The 19,297-nt window shown below is 56.4% G+C and carries 9 protein-coding genes; 2 read left to right on the top strand and 7 right to left on the bottom strand.

Annotated elements, in window-relative coordinates; genetic code table 11:
• Nucleotides 1-38: 38 nt before the first annotated feature.
• From GA0071314_RS15270 to GA0071314_RS15250, 5 genes are all read right to left on the bottom strand, one after another.
• Nucleotides 39-1,664: a ShlB/FhaC/HecB family hemolysin secretion/activation protein gene (locus GA0071314_RS15270; protein ID WP_082934272.1), complete on the bottom strand. Its 1,626-nt coding sequence runs from the start codon at nt 1,662-1,664 to the stop codon at nt 39-41.
• On the bottom strand, nt 1,664-7,768 hold the full coding sequence (locus GA0071314_RS15265) for a GLUG motif-containing protein (RefSeq protein WP_074397442.1): 6,105 nt from the start codon (nt 7,766-7,768) through the stop codon (nt 1,664-1,666). Before GA0071314_RS15265 ends, GA0071314_RS15270 begins: the two co-directional genes overlap by 1 nt.
• A 116-nt stretch (nt 7,769-7,884) precedes the next feature.
• Nucleotides 7,885-13,242, bottom strand: a complete 5,358-nt coding sequence (locus GA0071314_RS15260; protein WP_074397441.1) for an MBG domain-containing protein — start codon at nt 13,240-13,242, stop codon at nt 7,885-7,887.
• Nucleotides 13,243-13,431: 189 nt separating this feature from the next.
• Nucleotides 13,432-13,806, bottom strand: a complete 375-nt coding sequence (locus tag GA0071314_RS15255) for a hypothetical protein (protein ID WP_074397440.1) — start codon at nt 13,804-13,806, stop codon at nt 13,432-13,434.
• Nucleotides 13,807-13,815: 9 nt separating this feature from the next.
• Nucleotides 13,816-15,075: a hypothetical protein gene (locus tag GA0071314_RS15250; protein WP_074397439.1), complete on the bottom strand. Its 1,260-nt coding sequence runs from the start codon at nt 15,073-15,075 to the stop codon at nt 13,816-13,818.
• A gap of 293 nt (nt 15,076-15,368) precedes the next feature.
• Here GA0071314_RS15250 and GA0071314_RS15245 point away from each other — a divergent pair, with 293 nt between their 5' ends.
• Together GA0071314_RS15245 and GA0071314_RS15240 are read left to right on the top strand one after the other, a co-directional pair.
• The gene (locus GA0071314_RS15245) at nt 15,369-16,514 is read left to right on the top strand and encodes a phosphorylase family protein (protein ID WP_074397438.1); all 1,146 of its coding nucleotides are present in this window, start codon (nt 15,369-15,371) and stop codon (nt 16,512-16,514) included.
• A complete protein-coding gene (locus tag GA0071314_RS15240) occupies nt 16,507-17,397 on the top strand; it encodes a hypothetical protein (RefSeq protein WP_074397437.1) in 891 nt (296 codons plus the stop codon). The genes GA0071314_RS15245 and GA0071314_RS15240 overlap by 8 nt, the downstream gene beginning before the upstream one ends.
• Before the next feature lies 1 nt (nt 17,398).
• Here the strand turns inward: GA0071314_RS15240 and GA0071314_RS15235 are convergent, their stop codons facing one another.
• Nucleotides 17,399-18,322 carry a LysR family transcriptional regulator gene (locus GA0071314_RS15235; protein ID WP_074397436.1) on the bottom strand — a complete coding sequence of 308 codons (924 nt, stop codon included), beginning with the start codon at nt 18,320-18,322 and terminating at the stop codon, nt 17,399-17,401.
• Nucleotides 18,319-19,104: a hypothetical protein gene (locus GA0071314_RS15230; RefSeq protein WP_156524127.1), complete on the bottom strand. Its 786-nt coding sequence runs from the start codon at nt 19,102-19,104 to the stop codon at nt 18,319-18,321. Before GA0071314_RS15230 ends, GA0071314_RS15235 begins: the two co-directional genes overlap by 4 nt.
• Nucleotides 19,105-19,297: the final 193 nt, after the last annotated feature.

Genomic DNA, 19,297 nt, shown 5'->3' with positions numbered 1-19,297 from the left:
GCACATGGCGGCTTCTACTATGCCGCCATGTGCTTCGCTCAAAAGTTATAACGCCCTGACAACCAAAAGCGCGGGTCTTTGTGCTCGTCCGCTGAGGCGGCGTCACCAGTGGTGGGCGTTGCCACTGCCGTATCCAGTGACCAGTTATCTTGCGTGTAACGAACGCCAACACCGCCGCCTGCCAGGGTTTCGCTTGCTTCGTCGTCAAACCCTTGGCGAGCTCCATGGTCATAGAAAACATAGGGGCTCAATTCAGGCGTGACTTGATAGCGGGCTTCCAACTGGGTGAGCCACACGCGGCTGCCGCTGATTTCTCCTTGTGGATACGCTCTAACGCTTCGGGCACCGCCCAGGCTCATGCCTTGTGAAGAATCCAGCGGCGAGTCTGCCCATTGCACTTCACCGCTGGCCAGCAGCGAGAAGCCTTGGCCAAGGTTTTGCAAGCGCGAAAGGCTAATATTGGCCTTGGTATAGCCACCATCCACTTGTTCATTGGCCTGGTTATTGATCTGGCCGCTTTGCAGGCGAGCCTCCCCAAACGTCACACCGCCCTGACCAAGCGAGTCACGGTGGTCAAACTGAAGCGCAAGCGGCACACTATAACCATACCGTTGCTGGTAACTGACCCCTTCAAAGCGATCGTTCAACTCCGTGTACTCGCCGCCAAAAGACGCTGTCAGGTTGGTCTGCTGCTGCCGAATCAGTGGGTAGCTGAGTGTCAGGTTGCTGGTATCCGCCGTACCGGTAAAGCCGTTGAACGGCGAGCGCAAATCATACTCGGTGCGCGCATAAGACACTTCCGCCCGCCAGCCCTGATAACCAATAGGCAGGGAGTACGCCAAGCGGCCCAGCCATAAATCCTCTTCCGAATAGAGGGCGGTCACGCTTAACTCGTCACCCACCTTTAACAGTCGGTTGGCCTGCACGCTGACGGTTGCCCGCGCTTCGCCGGAAGAGCGGCTGCCGTGATTATCCGCGGCCACAGAGCCGCGCAGGCGATCGTCTGCAGACACCTCAGTGACCAAGTCCCCGGTGCCAGAGGCTTCGCCCGGCCGCATGACTGGGGTGGCGTCGACCCCCGGTAAATCGCCTAGCAGCAGGGCGGTGCGTTCAAGTTTGTCGCCTTGAATGACGTCGCCTGTGCGAAGTTCGGAAAGGTAAGGCGAGATATCGTCGACCAGCGCGTCGTCATCGCCACTGACCGTTACCTCGCCATAGTTGCCCTCTACCAGACGTATTTCGAGCGTTCCCTGGCTGACATCCTGCTTAGGCAGCATTGCCTGGGCAAACGGGTAGCCGTTGTCACGATAAAAGCGGCTGATCTCATTGCTGATGCGCTGAAGCCCGGCCATGTCGTGCCGTTGTCCGACCCGGTCTTGAACCTGAGCTAACAGCGTCGCGTCATCATAGACGGTATTGCCGCTAAAGGTGATCTCGTCGATACGGATCTCGCGACTCTCGGCATCGCTTTCTGACAGCGGTGCGCCCTCCAGGTTAATATCGACAGAGGACTCGCGTGGCTGATAGTCACTTTCCGGTAGTGAGTCGCGAAGGAGGCGGCCTGCATCCGGCGGCGTTTGCGCATAGCTGGTGAGTGACAACGAACCCATCAAGCACATAGCCGTTACGGTCAGCGAGCGAGTGGTAAGTAAACCATAGTGCATTAGTTGTCTCCCTCAACGTCGTCATTCAAAGCAAAGTTGATACCGCTCTCAACAATCTCGATACCGCCGGGCAGTAAGTTTTCATTGGTGGATTCGTTGCGTAAGGCCATTGGTTCCTCTTGCTCGCTTGACGATGCCGCTTGAAGTGTTTGATTCACTACAGCATCAAAATTGGCATTAGGTTCTAACTCGGATTGTGGTTCCGGCGTCGGGGGAACTGGGCGGGTAGTAATCGCTAGTTCACCTTCGATAAAGTCGATGGCGTAATTGGGGTTCTGCGTGTTATCGAGACCCCCTTGCTGGATGGCGTAGCGGCCGATGTCTTCCCCGGTCTCGCGTTCCAGTTCGCCTGCCAGGGTATCGCCGTCAACCAAGCCACGTTCAGGCTGCTGATTTTCCGCTTGATAGGTCAGCTCGGGGTCGGAGCGACCCTCGCTCTTGCGTTGGTCGTCGGCGGTCACGGTGACCGAGCGGGGGGTCACTACGTAGCTATCCGGCTGGGTAAATGGGTCCAGGGTGTAGTTGCCTGCATCGCTGCCGGTGAGGGTCCCGGTATCCGCCTGCTGGTCATAGGTGCCCACATTGACGTTATCTGAGCGGCTGCGTGTGGCGTCAGTCAGTTCCGCCGTCGAAGCAACATCATCATCGGTCAGTGCTCCGCCCAGGCTGGCATCGCCGGGTGTCAGGGATTCACCGTAGATGGACTCACCATCGCCAATCTCCGCCGCCGTTAGCGTCAGAGGATCAACGGCCAAGGTGCCGGTGTTGGTCGTATCCGTGACGATGGCATACCCCAGGGCATTGGATAAGCCGTCGTCATAGTCGATGCGGTGGTCGCCAGCGTTCTGGTAACCCGCACTGGATAACGCTTCCTCAACTGACCACGTGGGGGTGCCCGATAAAATGCTGTCGTCATCGCCGTTGACGAAGCCACGGGTGTTTTGCAGGTCATAATCCGAGGGGACGTCGTCGCCGTAGGTGATGGTTTTACCGTCGGCACTGACCCGCACCTCGGGCTGCTCGCGGTAGATCAGGTGGCGTTCGGCATCCAGTGCCTCGGTGTAGTTCGCGGTGGTCGCGCTGCTGTTGTAGCGGAAGTCGCCTTGGGCGATGAGCGTCGCGATGTCCTCGCTGCCTGCCAGGCTGCCGGTGTAGAGCAGGGTGCCCCCGCCGGTGCCGGTGGTGAGGTCGCCGCTTGCATAACGAATATCGCCGCCGGTGGCGGTGCCGGGGGCTTCATTGTCGCCCGCCGTGAGCACCACGGCCTGGTCGCTGGTGGCCTCAGTGGTGATATCGTCGGTAAGGGTCAGGTCGCCGGTGGCCGTCGCAATAGCAATGGCATCAGCGGCTGTGATATTCCCCAAGCGCAATGCCTGCTCACTCATCAGCGAAATACCGTTGAGGGCATCAAGGCTTAACGCTGCGTCATGTTGCTCGGCATCGCCCAAATCCACGCTGCCTTGGGAGCCGATATCGGCGTCAACCGATGCGCTATCGCCCGTGGTGGCGAGGTCGACGTCAATGCCGTTTTCAAGGCGCGCTTTGATCGCCGCGCTATCGACCAGGGTCAGGTCGTCGGGCTGATCGGCAATCCCCATATCGTTATCATGCTGCCGCCAGTAGGCGGTGTTGCTGCCGGTGACATAGCCATTGGCGAGCAGGCCCGTATTGCGGCCCAGCAGGCCTTCGGCAACCTGGGTTTCATTACCCGTAGCATTCTCGACAGTGACCGCGCCGCTGGCGTCAGCGTTGTGTATTAACCCGGCGTTATCCCCGGCGAAACTGCCTATGCCCAGGTAATCGGTACCCTCAAACTCATCACCAATGAGTCCGACCACGTCGCCGCTGGCGGAGGCATTTTCAATGCTGCCTTCATTTCTGCCGACAAATCCGCCTGCATAGCCGCGAGTACCCTCGTTCGCGCTATCGGGAATCGTGACATCACCCGTGGATTGAGAGTTTCGAATCAGGCTGTCACTGGTATTGAGGCCTGCCAGTCCGCCCACATGGGCACCACCACTGACCGCGCCACTGGCCGAGCTGTCTTCGATCTGCGTCTGATCGTTGTACCCAACCAGCCCGCCCGCATTAAAGGACTCCGGGTCTCCGGTCACGCTGGCGGCAGAGGCGCTATTGTTGATGGAGGATTCGTTGGCCGAACCAATCAACCCGCCTGTTTCGAAATAACCCTTCACCTCTGCCTGGTCGCCACTCACCGTCACGTTATCCACGGTGGTGTCCTGGATACGCCCGGCCAACGCACCGACGCCGTAAGAAAAGCCAGTAGTGCTCACGTCAGGATTATGCAAGATCAGGTTGCTGATTGAGGCATCGGTGGTGGCTCCAAAGAGCCCCAGGTTGTCGCGATCATTGGCTATGGTGAGGTCACCAATCGTGTTATTGCCACCATCAAACTGGCCGGTAAAGATTGGGCCATTATCCGGTGGGCTGCCGTCGCCAATCGGGTTCCAGCCTTCATCTCCGTTAGCCGAAGCGCTTGCCAAGTCGTCATAGCCTGCGGTGTTGGCATCCAGATCATTTTCCAGCGCGTAGTAATAACCGCCGGTTAATACGTCGTCGTTATCGTTGATGTTCTGCAGCTGCTGCCAGTCGGTGAGGGTGAAGGGCTGGTCTTCGGTACCGAAACCGTTGTCAAACAGCGGAGTTTGATCAGGAATGTCGTCATCGCGGGTGACATCGGTGAGATACGGACGCGAAAGACCATAGCCGGGAGATTCTGCACCGGCACCAAACGACCAGACGGTTTCGTCCCAACCGGCGTCGGTGAAGGTAGACGGGTTCTGCATCTCGGTAGAGGACAAACCTGTGCCGCCGGCACTGTCGGCCTGCCCGGTAGTCTCGGTATCCCAGAAGGAGGCGTTGACATCCCCTTCATTACTCCCGACCAGCCCGCCGACGTTGTAACTAGTGCTGACTGTGGAGACGCTGTTTTTTCCCACCAGTCCGCCGACATCGCTGCCGCTACCGCTGCCCATCACGCTGCCGGTGGCGTAGCTGTTGCTGACCGTGGAACTGTTGTCGTTGTAACCCACCAGCCCGCCGACTCTGTCTGTGCTGCCCTCTACGTTGCCAGTGGCATAGCTATTGCTGACCGTGGATTTGTAGTTGTGCCCGACCAGCCCGCCAACGTTTTCTATGCTGCCCTCTACGTTGCCGGTGGCGTAGCTACCGCTGACTGTGGAGGAGTCGTTGTACCCCACCAGCGCGCCGACGTGGTTTCTGCCCGCCACGCTACCACCCACTTTTCCAACGTTTTGGATGGTGGCGCTATTGGTATTGCCAAACAAACCAACACCATCTTGATTAGACCGATCGATGATAAGCTCGGTGAGCGTATTACTCTGGCCATCGAATTTACCGGTGAAACTGGCGCTTGAATCGCCAATCGGTTTCCAGCCTTCATCTCCGTTAGCCGAAGCGCTAGCCAATTCGTTGTAGCCTGCGGTGTTGTTATCCAGATCATTTTCCAGCGCGTAGTAATAACCGCCGGTCAATACATCGTCGTTGTAATTGATATTCTGCAGCTGCTGCCAGTCGGTGAGGGTGAAGGGCTGGTCTTCGGTACCGAAACCGTCTTGAAATAGTGTGGTTTGATTAGGGATATCATCTGGACGGGTGACGTTAGTCAAGTATGGCCGGAACAGCCCATAACCGGCAGTGTGTGTGCCACCAAATGACCAGACGGTTTCGTCCCAACCGGCATCGGTAAAGGTGGATACTTGCTTCATCTCCGCGGAGGTAAGGCCAGTGGCACCGAAGTTATCATCTCCAGCCGAACCAATGGCGGAAGTCTCAACGTCCCAAAAATTATTTTCAATCTTGGGTATGGAGTCATCCTGTACGTTGATATCACCCAATAAGCCACCAACAGATGAGTTTCCAGTTACCTTGCCGGTGGCATAGCTGTTGCTAATTTCAACATCAGATTGCGAAGGTGGATCAGAGAACCCAACGCGTCCCGCTAAACCGCCAACTTTACTTTCGCCGTTGACGTCTCCCGTGGCAAAACTATTTTCGATTCTGGAGCCATCGGCTTGTACTATCCCAGCTAGACCGCCTACGAACTCATTGCCTTCGATCTTGCCGGTGGCATAACTGTTTCGGACAATAGCTCCACTGACATTTCCAGCAACTAAGCCACCTACGAAATCATTTCCACTAACGTTTACATTTGCGTGGCTGTCTTGCAGTACACTGTCACTGGCAAGGGAGCCCACAAGTCCCCCTGAGATGGCTCCTTCGCTTTTAACGCTCCCTGTGGCCTCACTATTATGGATTATCCCGTTGCGACTTTCTCCAACCAAGCTGCCAACGTAAGAGCTCCCTATTATGTCTACGTTCACTAAACTTAAATTTTTAAATACGTAATCACCACTGCTGCGTACGCTTCTCCCAAATAACCCCACCCGATCTTCAGTGGGTCGGTTCAATGAAAGGTCGGAAATTTCGTGCCCCAAACCATCAAATGATCCTCTAAAAGAATTCCCCGCTGTACCAACCGGCTCCCAACCTTTCCCCCCATCCCAGTTTGCGGTATCGCTGGCATCGATATCGGCTCCAAGAGCGTAGTGCCCCTCTAAATCATCGCGCATGGCCTGCAGAGTGTCGTCGTCGTAGCCGGTTTCCTCGCCAAGCTCGGTGATGACGGTAAAGTCCAGTACCTCGCCATCACTGCCTAACTGAGTGGAGAAATTCTGGCCCGCTTGGAGATTGACGGGCGCGTTGGCGGTAAAGCGCGCCGATCCGCCATCGGTTGAGTCCTGGCCGTATTCCAGTGACAGCTTTCCGCCGTTACCTTCGCTGGCATCCACTTCTTCATTGATGGTGATATCCCGCTGGGCGTCGAGGGTGAGGTTGTTGCCACTTTCCCAGGTGACTTCGTCGTTGACGAAGATATCGCCGTTGCCGTCTTCACCGCCGTCGACGCTCTCGATGGTGACGTTGTTATCCGCCAGGTTGTTCGAGAGCGTGTTGCCGGTGATGTCGCCGTCTTCCTCGGCCACGGTGTAATCCTGGGGGTCAATCAGCCACTCGCCGGTTTGGCCGTCATCCGCACGAGTAGTGACGGTGGCCTCATCCAAAATACTGACCTTGGCGGCGCTGGTTTCCACAAAGCCGCCGTCGCCACCATCCGGTGCGCTGGCATCCAGCGTACCGGCTACCTGGGTTTCGCCGTTGTCCATGTCGCCCATCAACCAGATTTCGCCCTGCTCGTTTTCGGCAAGTGTGCGGGCCTGGGTGGTGCCGGTGTGGTTGATCACGCTGGCAGCCAAGTCGCCTGCCGCCTTGGCGGTCAGATACACCCGGCCGCCGTCGGCCTGAATCGCGCCGCCTTGCTCGATGTAGGTATCCAGCAAGGCTTCCTCGACCTCGATCTTGATCGGGCCACCCATGTCCAGGGTCACACGGCTGCCCGCGCCCATCATCACATCGCCGCGCGGTGCGCTGATGTTGCCTTCATTGATGATCTCGGCAGCGATCAGCGCCACGTAGCCTTCGTCACCGGCGCGGATGTTGCCCTGGTTGATGATCGCGCTGCTGCTGTCACCCTCAAAGGTAAAATCCCCGGCCATAAAGTCGTCGGGGCTGATATCCAGGGTGGAGGCGACTAGCCCGCCGACATCCACCTGGGCGGTATCGCCAAACACGATGCCGTTGGGGTTAACCAGGAAAACCTGTCCATTGGCCTCGATGGCCCCGCGAATCTGCGAGAGCTGATCACCCGTCACCCGGTTGAGCGCGGCGGCGTCGCGGCCTGGCTGGTTAAAGGCAACCCGGCTGCCTTCGTCCACCGAGAAGTCGTCCCAGTCAATCGCCATGCGATCAGAGTCTTGATTGATGCGCATCTCGTTGCCGGATTGTTTGATGTCACCGCTACCGGCACGGATTTCCCCACCCGAGGGGAGGCCGCTGGCCAAGGCGCTAAGGGGCAGGAGGAGAATGCTCCCAACCGCGAGCGACGCCACGGCACCCACAGTATGTGAGCGGCTGGCGGATGATTTGCCGTGACGCTTGACGTTTTCCGGAGCGACCTGCCACTGGCCTCTGGCCGCGTTCCACACGGTGCGATAAATGCGATTCATGTTCCCCTGGCCTTTATAGGTAGTAGTTTTTTACCAGCCTACGCATTGGCACAGGGTGCTGCTTCCACTCAGCGCTACACTTGTCATTGTTTTTGGAAGGCATTAGTTGGCCGCATCTATTCGTTATCAATGGAAGTATTGATCCCGCCCGCCACTATCTCTATACCTGCAGGCGGCATGGAGGGTGAGAGCCCCTGCGGTAACCCGTTGGCACGCCTCAGTCGGTCTTCTTCGTCAGTAGGAGATGCGTATTTAAGCGCCTGATTGACGGCCGCGTCGATATTGGTCCCTTGATCGATAGTGAGAGTGCCGTTCTGGGAAGTAACGATGTAGTTGCTGTTGGCTAAGTCCGTCGGGCTGATGGTGTAGTTACCAGCACTTTCCCCTGTCGCGCGGGTGACATCACCAGAAAGTGTGTCATCACCGATCAGGTTTCCTTCTGTGACTTGCCAGGTTAGTTCAGGATCACCCATGCCGTAGATTTTTCGCTGGTCATCGGCGTTGACGGTAATCGCGCGTGGGTCGATGGTGAGAACGCCGTCCTGAGCGGTAACCACGTAGTTACCGTTGGAAAGATCGGCGGCGCTGATGGCGTAGTTGCCAACGTCTTCACCTGCTTCGCGGGTTAGATCGCCAGTGAGGGTGTCGTCGCCCACTAGGTTGCCATCGGAAACTTGCCAGGTGAGCGTGGGGTCATCCTCACCGTAGGTTTTATTCCGGTCATCGGCCGCCACGGTAATCGCGCGTGGGTCGATGGTGAGGGTGCCATCCTGGGCGGTAATCGCATAGTTGCCGTTGGAAAGATCGGCGGCGCTGATGGCGTAGTTGCCGACGTCCTCACCGTCTTCGCGAGTTAGATCGCCAGTGAGGGTGTCGTCGCCCACTAGGTTGCCATCGGAAACTTGCCAGGTGAGCGTGGGGTCATCCTCACCGTAGGTTTTGTTCCGGTCATCGGCCGCCACGGTAATCGCACGGGGGTCGATGGTGAAGGTGCCATCTTGGGCAGTAATCGCATAGTTGCCGTTGGCCAGGTCGGCGGCGCTGATGGCGTAGTTGCCGACGTCTTCACCGGCTTCGCGGGTTAGATCAACAGTGAGGGTGTCGTCGCCTACCAAGCTGCCATCGGAAACTTGCCAGGTGAGCGTGGGGTCATCCTCACCGTAGGTTTTGTTCCGGTCATCGGCTGCCACGGTAATCGCACGGGGGTCGATGGTGAAGGTGCCATCTTGGGCAGTAATCGAATAGTTGCCGTTGGCCAGATCGGTGGCGCTGATGTCGTAGTTGCCGACTTCTTCACCGGTTTCGCGGGTTAGATCAACAGTGAGGGTGTCGTCGCCTACCAAGCTGCCATCGGAAACTTGCCAGGTTAGCGTGGGGTCATCCTCACCGTAGGTTTTATTCCGGTCATCGGCCGCCACGGTAATGGCGCGAGGGTCGATGGTCAGCGTGCCGTCGACAAAGGTTAGGTTGTAGTTTTGATCTGTACCGTCAGCAGTGTGGCTGTAGCTGCCTGCATTGGTGCCACGACCGCCTGAGGTGGTGACATTTTCGAGTACAGCTTCATCCTCGTCATTGACCAACCCACTGGCCGTAAAGCCAGTGACGTTTTGTTCGGTGCCGTCATAAGTCACGGTATCGCTGTTGGCAGTAACCGTAGCTTCGGCCTTGCCTATGGTAAGAAGGCCGTCGACATAGTCGATGTCATAGTTGTTAGCGCTCAGGCCTTCGGGCGTAATCGCGTAACTCCCTGCGTCTGTCGCCCCTTGTGCATTGCCGGTGTAACTGACACTGCCGCCCAAATCATTTTCGTCCTCGCCGTCGGCGAAACCATCATAGCTGACGCCGTTGCCGCCGCCGCTGTAGGCCTGGCCATCGTAGGTCTTGCTGTCATCACCAGCGGTTACCGTAAGGGAACGTGGATCAATGGTGATTTCTCCACTGCCGTAGTCAACGTAGTAATCCTCCTCTGATCCACTGTTGAACTGAAAGATAAGCACACCGGACTCGTCATACGTGTAGGTGCCGGCGTCTTGGGCGTTATTGAACTGCAGTGCTACATAATCCGAACCCGGCCCGTCGAGACCGATGCCATCCAGATTGCTGTCGCTGGCTCCGTAGGTTTTGCTGATATCCGTATCGTCCAGACGGACGTAATGGTTGTAAGCGGTCTCGTCCATGGCCTTGAAGACCATATAGCCATCGTTGTTGCCCACCCGGGATTTGCCCCAGACATCAGCGAAGTCCCATCCGTGATCGATGAAAGTAAAAGGGTTCTGCATCTCGGCGGTGGACAGGCCTGTACCACCAGCACTGCTGTCCTGCCCGGTAGTCTCTGTGTCCCAGAAAGAGTTTATGACACCTGATCCGGTATCGTTGCCAACGAGCCCCCCTACATTGGTACCAGACGCACCATTATTGACAGGCCCGGTGGCGTAGCTGTTACTAACTGTGGAGTTGTTGTTTATTCCCAGCAGCCCGCCAACGTAGTTATTACCCTTCGCACTACCAGTGGTATAGCTGTTGTTGATCGAGGAGGAGTCTTCGTTCTTCCCCACTAAACCACCAACGTAGTTGTCACCCTTCACACTGACGGTGGTATAGCTGTTGCTAACCGTAGAGTTGGCGTCGCTGAAACCCACTAGTCCACCAACGAAGTAATAGCCCTGCACGCTGCCGCCTTCCAACCCGACGTTGCGGATAGTTGCGCCATCTGTACGGCCGAACAGTCCTTGATACATGGAGCTCGGGCGGTCAATGACCAGGTCGCTGATGATGTTGTCATTGCCGTCGAACTCGCCGTTAAAGCGGTTGTCACTATCCCCAATCGGCTTCCAGCCCTCCCCGGCGTTAGCCAGGGTACCGCCACTATCGACCTGATCGGCATAGCCCGTTGAGCTGCTGTCAAGATCATTGGCAAGCACAAAGTCATAGCCGTCATCGACGACCTGGTTGATATTCTGGAGTTGGTTCCAGTCGGTGATGATGTAGGCCGAGCCATCGGCACCGCTTTGCTCTCCCGCAGTCAAGCCACCCCAGCCGCCCTCGAAGAGGGTCTCGGAATTGATATCTTTTTTGCGTGTGACACCGGTCAGGTACGGCAGGCCGTCACCCACTTCATAGCCTTCAACAGCGCTGCCGCCACCCTGGGGGAATGACCAGTAATCGCCGCTCCACCCCGCATCTGTATAGGTAGCTGCGTCTCGCATCTCGCTGGTGGGCAAGCCTGTGCCACCATCGCTACCGCTCTGCCCGGTCGTCTCGGTGTCCCAGAAGGAGTCATGGACACCTCCACCGTCATTCAACCCAATAAGCCCGCCCACATAATCGTCAGCGTTGCCCTCGTTCACAAGACCGGTGGCATAGGTGTTACGGACATCGGCATCTCTGTTGTATCCCACCAGACCACCAACGCTTTGACCGCCTTTCACACTGCCTGTGGCGTAGCTGTCTCCGACTGTGGAATCGCGGTTGTATCCCACCAATCCCCCAATGTCGCCGCCTTCCCCCTCCACGTTTGCGGCAGAGTAACTATTACTGATCAAAGAAGAACCTTGATTTCTCCCCACCAAACCGCCAACCGTGCCGTAACCAATCACATCGCTGGTGACGTAGCTGTTGCTGACCGTAGAATTGGAGTCGCTAAGCCCCACCAGCCCACCGACGTATAAGTCGCCCTCCACACGGCCGCCCTCGAGCCCGGCATTGCGGATAACCGCACCACTTATGTAGCCGAACAGCCCCTGGTAGTAGGAAAGCGGGCGGGCCATCGTCAGGTCGCTGATGGTATGGCCCAGGCCATCAAATGTGCCTTCAAAGTTATTATCGTCATTGCCTATGGGTTCGAAGCCTTCACCACCGTTCCAGCCCGACGTGCCACCGGCATCGATATTGGCGCCGAGAACGTAGTCTCCAGAGAGATCACCTTTTATGCCCTGAAGATCGGTGCCGGTGCCACTGCCCGCGTCCCCCAGCTCGGTGATGATGGTGTAGTCGACCCTGGTGCCATTGCTACCAAGCTTTGTGGAGAAGCTGCCGTCGGCCGGCAGGTTCACGGGGGCGTTGACGGCATAGGTGGCCTCGGTGCCGTCTATGATGCCGTCGGTGGCGCCCTGGCCATATGCCAGCGCCAACCCGCCGCCGCTGGCGGCGGTCATCTCCCGGTTGATCTCTATGTTCCGGTAGGCCGAGAGGGTGAGGGTGTTGATGTCCCAGGTGACGGTGTCGTCGACGAAGATGTCGCCATTGCCACTGTCATTACCACTGCCGCAGGTTGCGTTGGTGCAGCTAACGTCTGAATCGGTGGTTTCAATGGTGACATCGTTATTGCCCAGCGCGCTGGAGAGCGCTGCCCCGGTGAGATCACCGCCACTATCTGCAATGGTGAAATCATAAGGATCAATCAACCACTCGCCGGTCTGACCTTCATCCGCACGAGTGGTGACGGTGGCTTCGTCCATGATGCTGACCTTGGCCGCGCTGGTTTCTACAAAGCCGCCATCGCCGCCACTGGAGTTGAGAGAAGAGGGTGCCGACGCATCCAGCGTACCGGCTACCTGGGTCTCGCCGTTGTCCATGTCGCCCATCAACCAGATCTCACCCTGCTCGTTTTCGGCAAGGGTGCGGGCCTGGGTGGTGCCGGTGTGGTTGATCACGCTGGCGGCCAAGTCGCCTGCCGCCTTGGCGGTGAGGTAGACCCGGCCGCCGTCGGCCTGAATCGCGCCGCCTTGCTCGATGTAGGTGTCTAGCAGGGCTTCCTCGACCTCGATCTTGATCGGGCCGCCCATGTCCAGGGTCACACGGCTGCCCGCGCCCATCATCACATCGCCACGGGGTGCTTTAATGTTTCCTTCATTGATAATCTCGGCGGCGATCAGCGCCACGTAGCCTTCGTCACCGGCGCGGATATTGCCCTGGTTGATAATCGCGCTGCTGCTGTCGCCCTCAAAGGTGAAGTCGCCCGCCATGAAATCGTCGGGGCTAATGTCCAGGGTGGAGGCGACCAGGCCGCCGACATCCACCTGGGCGGTATCGCCAAACACGATGCCGTTGGGGTTGACGAGAAAGACCTGGCCGTTGGCCTCGATAGCCCCGCGAATCTGCGAGAGCTGATCACCCGTCACCCGGTTCAGGGCAGCGGCGTCGCCGCCGGGCTGGTTAAAGGCAACCCGGCTGCCTTCGTCCACCGAGAAGTCGTCCCAGTCAATCGCCATGCGATCAGAGTCTTGATTGATGCGCATCTCGTTGCCGGATTGTTTGATGTCACCGTTACCGGCACGGATTTCGCCACCCGAGGGGAGGCTACTGGCCAAGGCACTGAGGGGCAGGAGGAGAATGCTCCCAACCGCGAGCGACGCCACGGCGCCCACGGTATGCGAGCGGCGGGCGGATGATTTGCTGTGACGCTTGACGTTTTCCGGTGCGACCTGCCACTGGCCTCTGGCCGCGTTCCAAACGGTGCGATAAATGCGATTCATGTTCCCCTAGCCTTTATAGGTAGTAGTTTTTTACCAGCCTACGCATTGGCACAGGGCGCTGCTTCCACTCAGCGCTACACTCCACGAAAACTTTATTTTTTGAGTGATTAGTGAGGTTTAAACACGATTGGTGAGCCACAATAAAAAGAAAAGGCTCCATGCGGAGCCTTTTCGCCATGCCAATCCCTATCAAGTGGGCGAGCCCGATACACTGTAGATATGACCGTCATTGAGGCTGCTGAACAGCGCATTCTTAACCTTTCGCAAGGCATAGACCTGTTGTGCCTCAATACTAGTCTCTCCCACAGAGTCGGCTACCAGCGCACACGCAACGGTGCTGTTGCCCTTAATGTCATTGAGCTGCACCTGCAAGTTCTGCTGCTGGCTACCTGCCCGCCCCTGCACATCCACGCGCATTTCGCCCCGTTTACTGATGCTACCAGAGTCTCGCCACACATCGGCAAAGTCGATGGCATCAATGGCGAGCATGGCATCGTGTTGCTGAGAGGCAGTCATTTTGGGGTAGCGGTTTGGAATCCAATCCCCTTGTTGCACCTGTAACATGATGATCTCCTACTGTGGGCTTACCACCCAGTTGGTACCGAGGCCAATCACCGTCCCCCAGTCACTGTTGGACGTGCAGGTGATAGTTTGGCCATCCACATCCACAGTGCCTTTGTTACTGTCGGAACCACCGGCGCCACCGAACTCGAAAGGCCCGATGAAGAAGCCGCCCTCGCCTTTGATGATTTCCTTCACTTGTTTGGCGAATTCACTGCCTGCATTGATGGTAATGGTGGGCCGGTAACCGACGATCATCTGCGACACCAGCCGGGACAGAATGCCACCCTTGCCGAAGTAGTAGATGTCATCACCGTTCTTAAAACCGGAATGGCCTGACACGAAAGGACCGTTCTTGTAGTTGGTGGGCATGGCCGCGTTGAACCATTGCCCCGGTGTCACCGTCACCACAGACACATCTTCGAATGTGAAAGTGATATCGTATTGGCTGGAGAAGTGTTTGGTGGAGACTTTCTTGTATTCACCAGCGGCTTCAAAGCCAAAGAAGTCAAATAGGCCACCGAGTTCATCTTCACTATAAACAGTGCTGTCAGACCAGTGGCGGGTGGAAGAGTCGATGGAGAAAGTCTTGCTGGAGCCCTTGCTGGCTTTGTGGCCAAAGTTATTGCCGGTAATTCGATTGACGTATTCCCAGGGCGTCTCGCTTATCTCGAAGACGGACTGATCCTTGATCATGTTGCCATCCTGCCCCACTACCGAGGACAGGTTGTCATCATAACGTTTGACAGCATCACTGATCGGTCCCTTAAGCTTTTTCATGTACTCTTTGTAATTGGCATTGGCCGCCTCCAGTTGCTGCTTGGCTTGTTTGACCTGGGCTGCTGAGGCGAGTCCCTCGTTATCCAGCCAGTCTTTATAAGACTCGGTGCTGCCTGTCTGTTGCTTGAAGTTCTGGTAGGCCACATTTACCGACGACTGGATCTGGAACAGGTTATGGGACGCGTCAGAAATCTTCTGTTGCAGGGCTTGCCCCTCATCGCCGCCATCGGCCATCAAGAAGTTCAGAAACATCTTGTATTGGTCACCAAAACCTTGCTTCATGCCATAGTCATTCGGATCCACCAGCGGGCTGGTGGGGACGATGTTGAGGAATTGAACCTGCTGGTACGGCACGGAGCCCATGGGAGGGTTTTTGCCCCCCCAGTTCCAGGGTTGCGGCCCGGTCAGCATTTGCGGAACGCCTTCGATCTTTATCTGATCACTGAAGGCGGTCATAAATTGGCTCCAAAGCGTCTTGGTCATATCACTCATTGTCTTACTCCTGATAATGGTTAAGGGGCAGTGTTATGCCCTTGTAGGTCGCCGATTAGCGAATCGGCGATATCAGTGTTGAGCAAGAAATAGTCTCAGTGAAATTATGACTGCTGATGGTTGTCATCATGAGACATGAATTATGCAACGTGATAATTACTATTATTATCCATAATGACTAACCCCTTTTAATGATGAAAACACTGTTTAGTATAAAGATAGGCTAAGCCAAACCGCTTACCTCGCCTTGAGTAGGCTGCTGTCTTACCATCATCATTAAAAAGGATGCCATCATGATCATCCCGGAGTTATCTGCAGCGTCACCGAATACCCTGCTTAACGCCCAACGGCTGGCAGCCCTGCCTATCACCAGCGAGCACGCCTTGCCACCTGTGGACTGGCAGACACTGGGCGTGGCAAACAACCGTATCCCCGCCGTGTTACCCCTCAGCGATTGGCAAGCCAATTCCCCCTTTCCTGAAGCGGATGTGGCGGTGATCACCTGGACAAGTGCAGAGTGGGCGGCCATGAATCAGGTGCTGACCAATTACCGCGAATCGCTCACTCCGACCCAGGCCAAGGGGCACGACTGGCGTCAGGGCTGGGAAGAATACCAGCGTAATTACTGCCAGATTCATCAGTACATGGTGGACGTGTCGAAAACCTACCAGGGCGGTGCCCCCTCCCTGTATGACCAAGCGTGGGGCAGCGTGCGGATGGTAACCATCGGTGAGCTGAAAGTGTTGCTGGTGAAATCGGGTATGCACTTGGCCCAGGACGGCACCGAGTTGCCCCTGACCCAACTGGTCGACCAGCTTTGTCGGGAAGCTCAGCCACGGCTAGTGCTCTCTATCGGCACCGCCGGCGGCGTGCGCGAGGAAGATGCTCTTGGCTCTGCCCTGATTACCAACCAGGCCTATTTCCACTGCCTGAAGCATTTTGCCAATGCGGATTTCAACGGCACCACGGTGCAGTCTTCATGGCAACCTGGTGAGCATTACCTGCCCCTGGCTCAGGAGGGAGCGATACAGGTCTCCGGCCCGGAAATTTTGCCAGTGAGTCCTCAGTACCCCGCTGATGCTCATATCAGCCCGGATGCGCCGAACAGCCGCATCAAGGTGGTCACCGATCAGCCCATCATTACTACTGACACCTTCCTGTTCGGCACCACCACTAACGGCCTGCAACAGTATGGCTGCATTGTTGAAATGGACGATGCAGTGGTCGGCATGGCCTGCAAAAAGCACCAAGTGGCCTACGGTTTCGTACGCAATGTGTCCGACCCGGTCATCAATGGCCAGCTACCGGATTCCCTACAGGACAGTTGGGCCGGCTACATCTATCAGGAGCATGGGTTATACACCAGTTACAACGGCGCCCTGGCCACTTGGGCTCTGCTAGCTGCCGAGGCGGATCGCAAGGAGGCGCACCATGACTAAGCTTAGCTGGTACCTGCTTACCCCCCAGACACAACGCAACGAGTACCGATTGGCCCCAGTTAGCCCTACTGGGGTCGATGTTCTTAATCAGACTAGTGCCCTGGCGAGTGACGGCTGCGAGCTATTCGTCAGCAGCACCCAGGGGCGGCTGGCCGCGTTGACGCTGAACCCAGATACCTTGGGCTTTACTCCGAGGGTGGAGATCAACGTGAATCTGGCCTACCAGACCCTAAGCCCCTTCCTGCTGGGTGGGCAGCCACACCTGCTGGCCTACACTCGGGACGAGGGCATTCTCGATTTTTTCCGAGTCACTGACACTGATTTCCAGCACCTTTATCGCTATCAACGTACCTATGGCGATACCACTGCGGGCTTCACCACTGTTCATGCTTTTGGTTATCGCGATCAGTGCCTGTTTATGGGTTACAACGCCGATACCGGAACCAGTCGGATCTATGGTGTTCAAGTGCCACCCGAGGCCCCGCTGAGCATCAGGAAGTTATGGCAAGGTGAATGGGCAAAAGGCTGGCAGAATTTCTGTTTTTTCCAATTCGGCGGCGAGAATTTTTTCTTTAAACATAACCCTACCTACAAGGCGGTCAATATCGACCACTATATGGATGACCCTGTCGAGGGATCTCACCCGGTAGGCACCGGCCTGCCTTTGCCTCAGGAAACCAGCGCGGCAGCGACGCTCGCCTTACTGGAAGGCCCCGGCTTTGCAGGATATAGAGCAGACAATGGCCAACTGGTCGTTAACCGTTTCCACAGCGATTGCCAGGGCTGGCAACAGCAAGCTCAGGTGCAAGCCGGGCGGGGATACTCGCATTTGATCACTCTTTCGTTCGATGACGGCAAATCACTGTTGGCACTGTACGACTGATTTATTTATCGGCCACCATATCGAAGAACCACTCGATCACCTGCTCAACCCGACGCGGGTACTCATGATCATTGATGGTGATGATATGGATATCATTAAGCAGCGGTTGGCTAGCCTGATGACGGTATAGCCGCTCCTGCTCAAGCAGGGATGCCACACAGTGGCTGGGGATCACCGCCATCCCCAGCCCACCGGCTACCATGTCGATGGCGCCGTTTATGGAATTTATTTCTCCGGCAAACGTCAAGGAATAGGTATTGAGGTTGGAGCGCTCGGGAAAAACATGCTTGAGCCAGCGATCATAATAATAACTGGAGCCGGGGTACCAGATGAAACGCTGTTCTAGGATCGACCTGTCGGTCAACTCCTCTAATAGCGCTGGGTCTGAGGATACCAACACATACTCCTCTTGACAGAATAACTTATAACGCAACAGCGGATGATTGTTATCTTCCGTGACGAAACCGAAATCCACCTGATTCGCCAGCAGCATGCGCACCACCTCCTGGGTGGAGGTAAGTGTGATGTTCAGCTCGATATCCGGGTGGGCTTGGCGTCGCTCCAGCAGCATGGGGAAATGCGGCGACATCAGGCAACTAGGCGGCATCGCATAGGAAACTAATCCTGCTACTCGCGACTCCATAGCGTGCACCCTATCCATGAACTGCTGAGTGCTGTAGATCTGCTGGCGTACGTAATACATCAAAGCGTTACCGGCATCGGTGAGCAGAACTTTCTTGCCAATACGCTTGAACAGGGTCACGCCAATTTGCTCTTCCAGTTTGGCTATATGTTGACTGACTCCGGACTGAGTCATGTGGGCGCGGGTGGCTGCATGGGTAAAACTTTGGGTCTGGGCTGCTGCCATGAAAGCTTTGAACAGTCGCTGATCCAGCAGCATAAAATCCTGATTGGAAAAGCTCATGAAGGGTGTCCTGCATTGGTCACTGGTGACAGCGAAAATTGTAGATTGAAGGAACTTCCTGGCCCTACCGACAAGCCCGGATAAGCGGCAAATGGAGAATGAGGCACTGCTACCGAGACGGCACTATCGGCCCAAATCAATTCGCCAATAGCATTAGTCTGCAACACTCGACCGTGCCGTTGCCAATGAGACCAGACAACACACAAATTGTCATCCTGATAGTAAAAAACGCCCAGCAACTCTTTCAGTGGCCGGGCAAGCAGGATGGTCATCGCATCGCATATCTCTCGCCGGAAGGCTGCTACGCTTTGCCCGTGACGTAGCCAGACTTCGCTGAACACTTCCCCCTGCTGCCAATTCCCCCCGGAGTCGAATAACTGCACTGGGCCTGTCTGCTCTGGTTGACCATTGAAGGGCGCGGGGAAATCGCTGTGGCTGGCAGGGCGGCCTTGCTGGGCCTGAAAACTGAACACAGTACTGTGTAGAGCCCCATACCCACGCCCTGCCACGGTGGCATGGCTGGCTTGTTGGTAACACTTGCGACTGGGATAAAACACCAGCGCGACTTCATCCGGCACTTTGGGATGGTGGCTGGATGGCAGTACCGAAGGTACATAGGCCTGCAGGCCTTGAGGGGCCATCGACTGTACGGTGGCGGGGATAAAAACCTCCCCCAGTTGCTGGTAAAAACGTTCCCGCCCAGTACCACTAGCCAATTCCGGCAGGGCATAGCCCAACCACACTCGCACAGCCCGCATCGTCTGCATTTCGGTTGTCATCACTCTACTCTCTCCCTGCTTATCAACCACATGGACGGGTTACTACCTTGGCTTATTCATGAGGCAGGTTTAAAACAAAAAAGAAGTGTAATTATCTCTTAAATCAGAATTTTAATTGCAGTTGTTGACATCGAACTGTTTGGATTCGAACTGGGTGCCATCTGCCACTGTTAAGCCTCTTGTACGTAACAATTGC

Origin of the sequence: Halomonas sp. HL-93 (assembly GCF_900086985.1) — a bacterium.
GTDB lineage: Bacteria > Pseudomonadota > Gammaproteobacteria > Pseudomonadales > Halomonadaceae > Vreelandella.
Note: the sequence above shows the minus strand (reverse complement) of the source record. Positions and strands in the feature narration are given on the sequence as shown.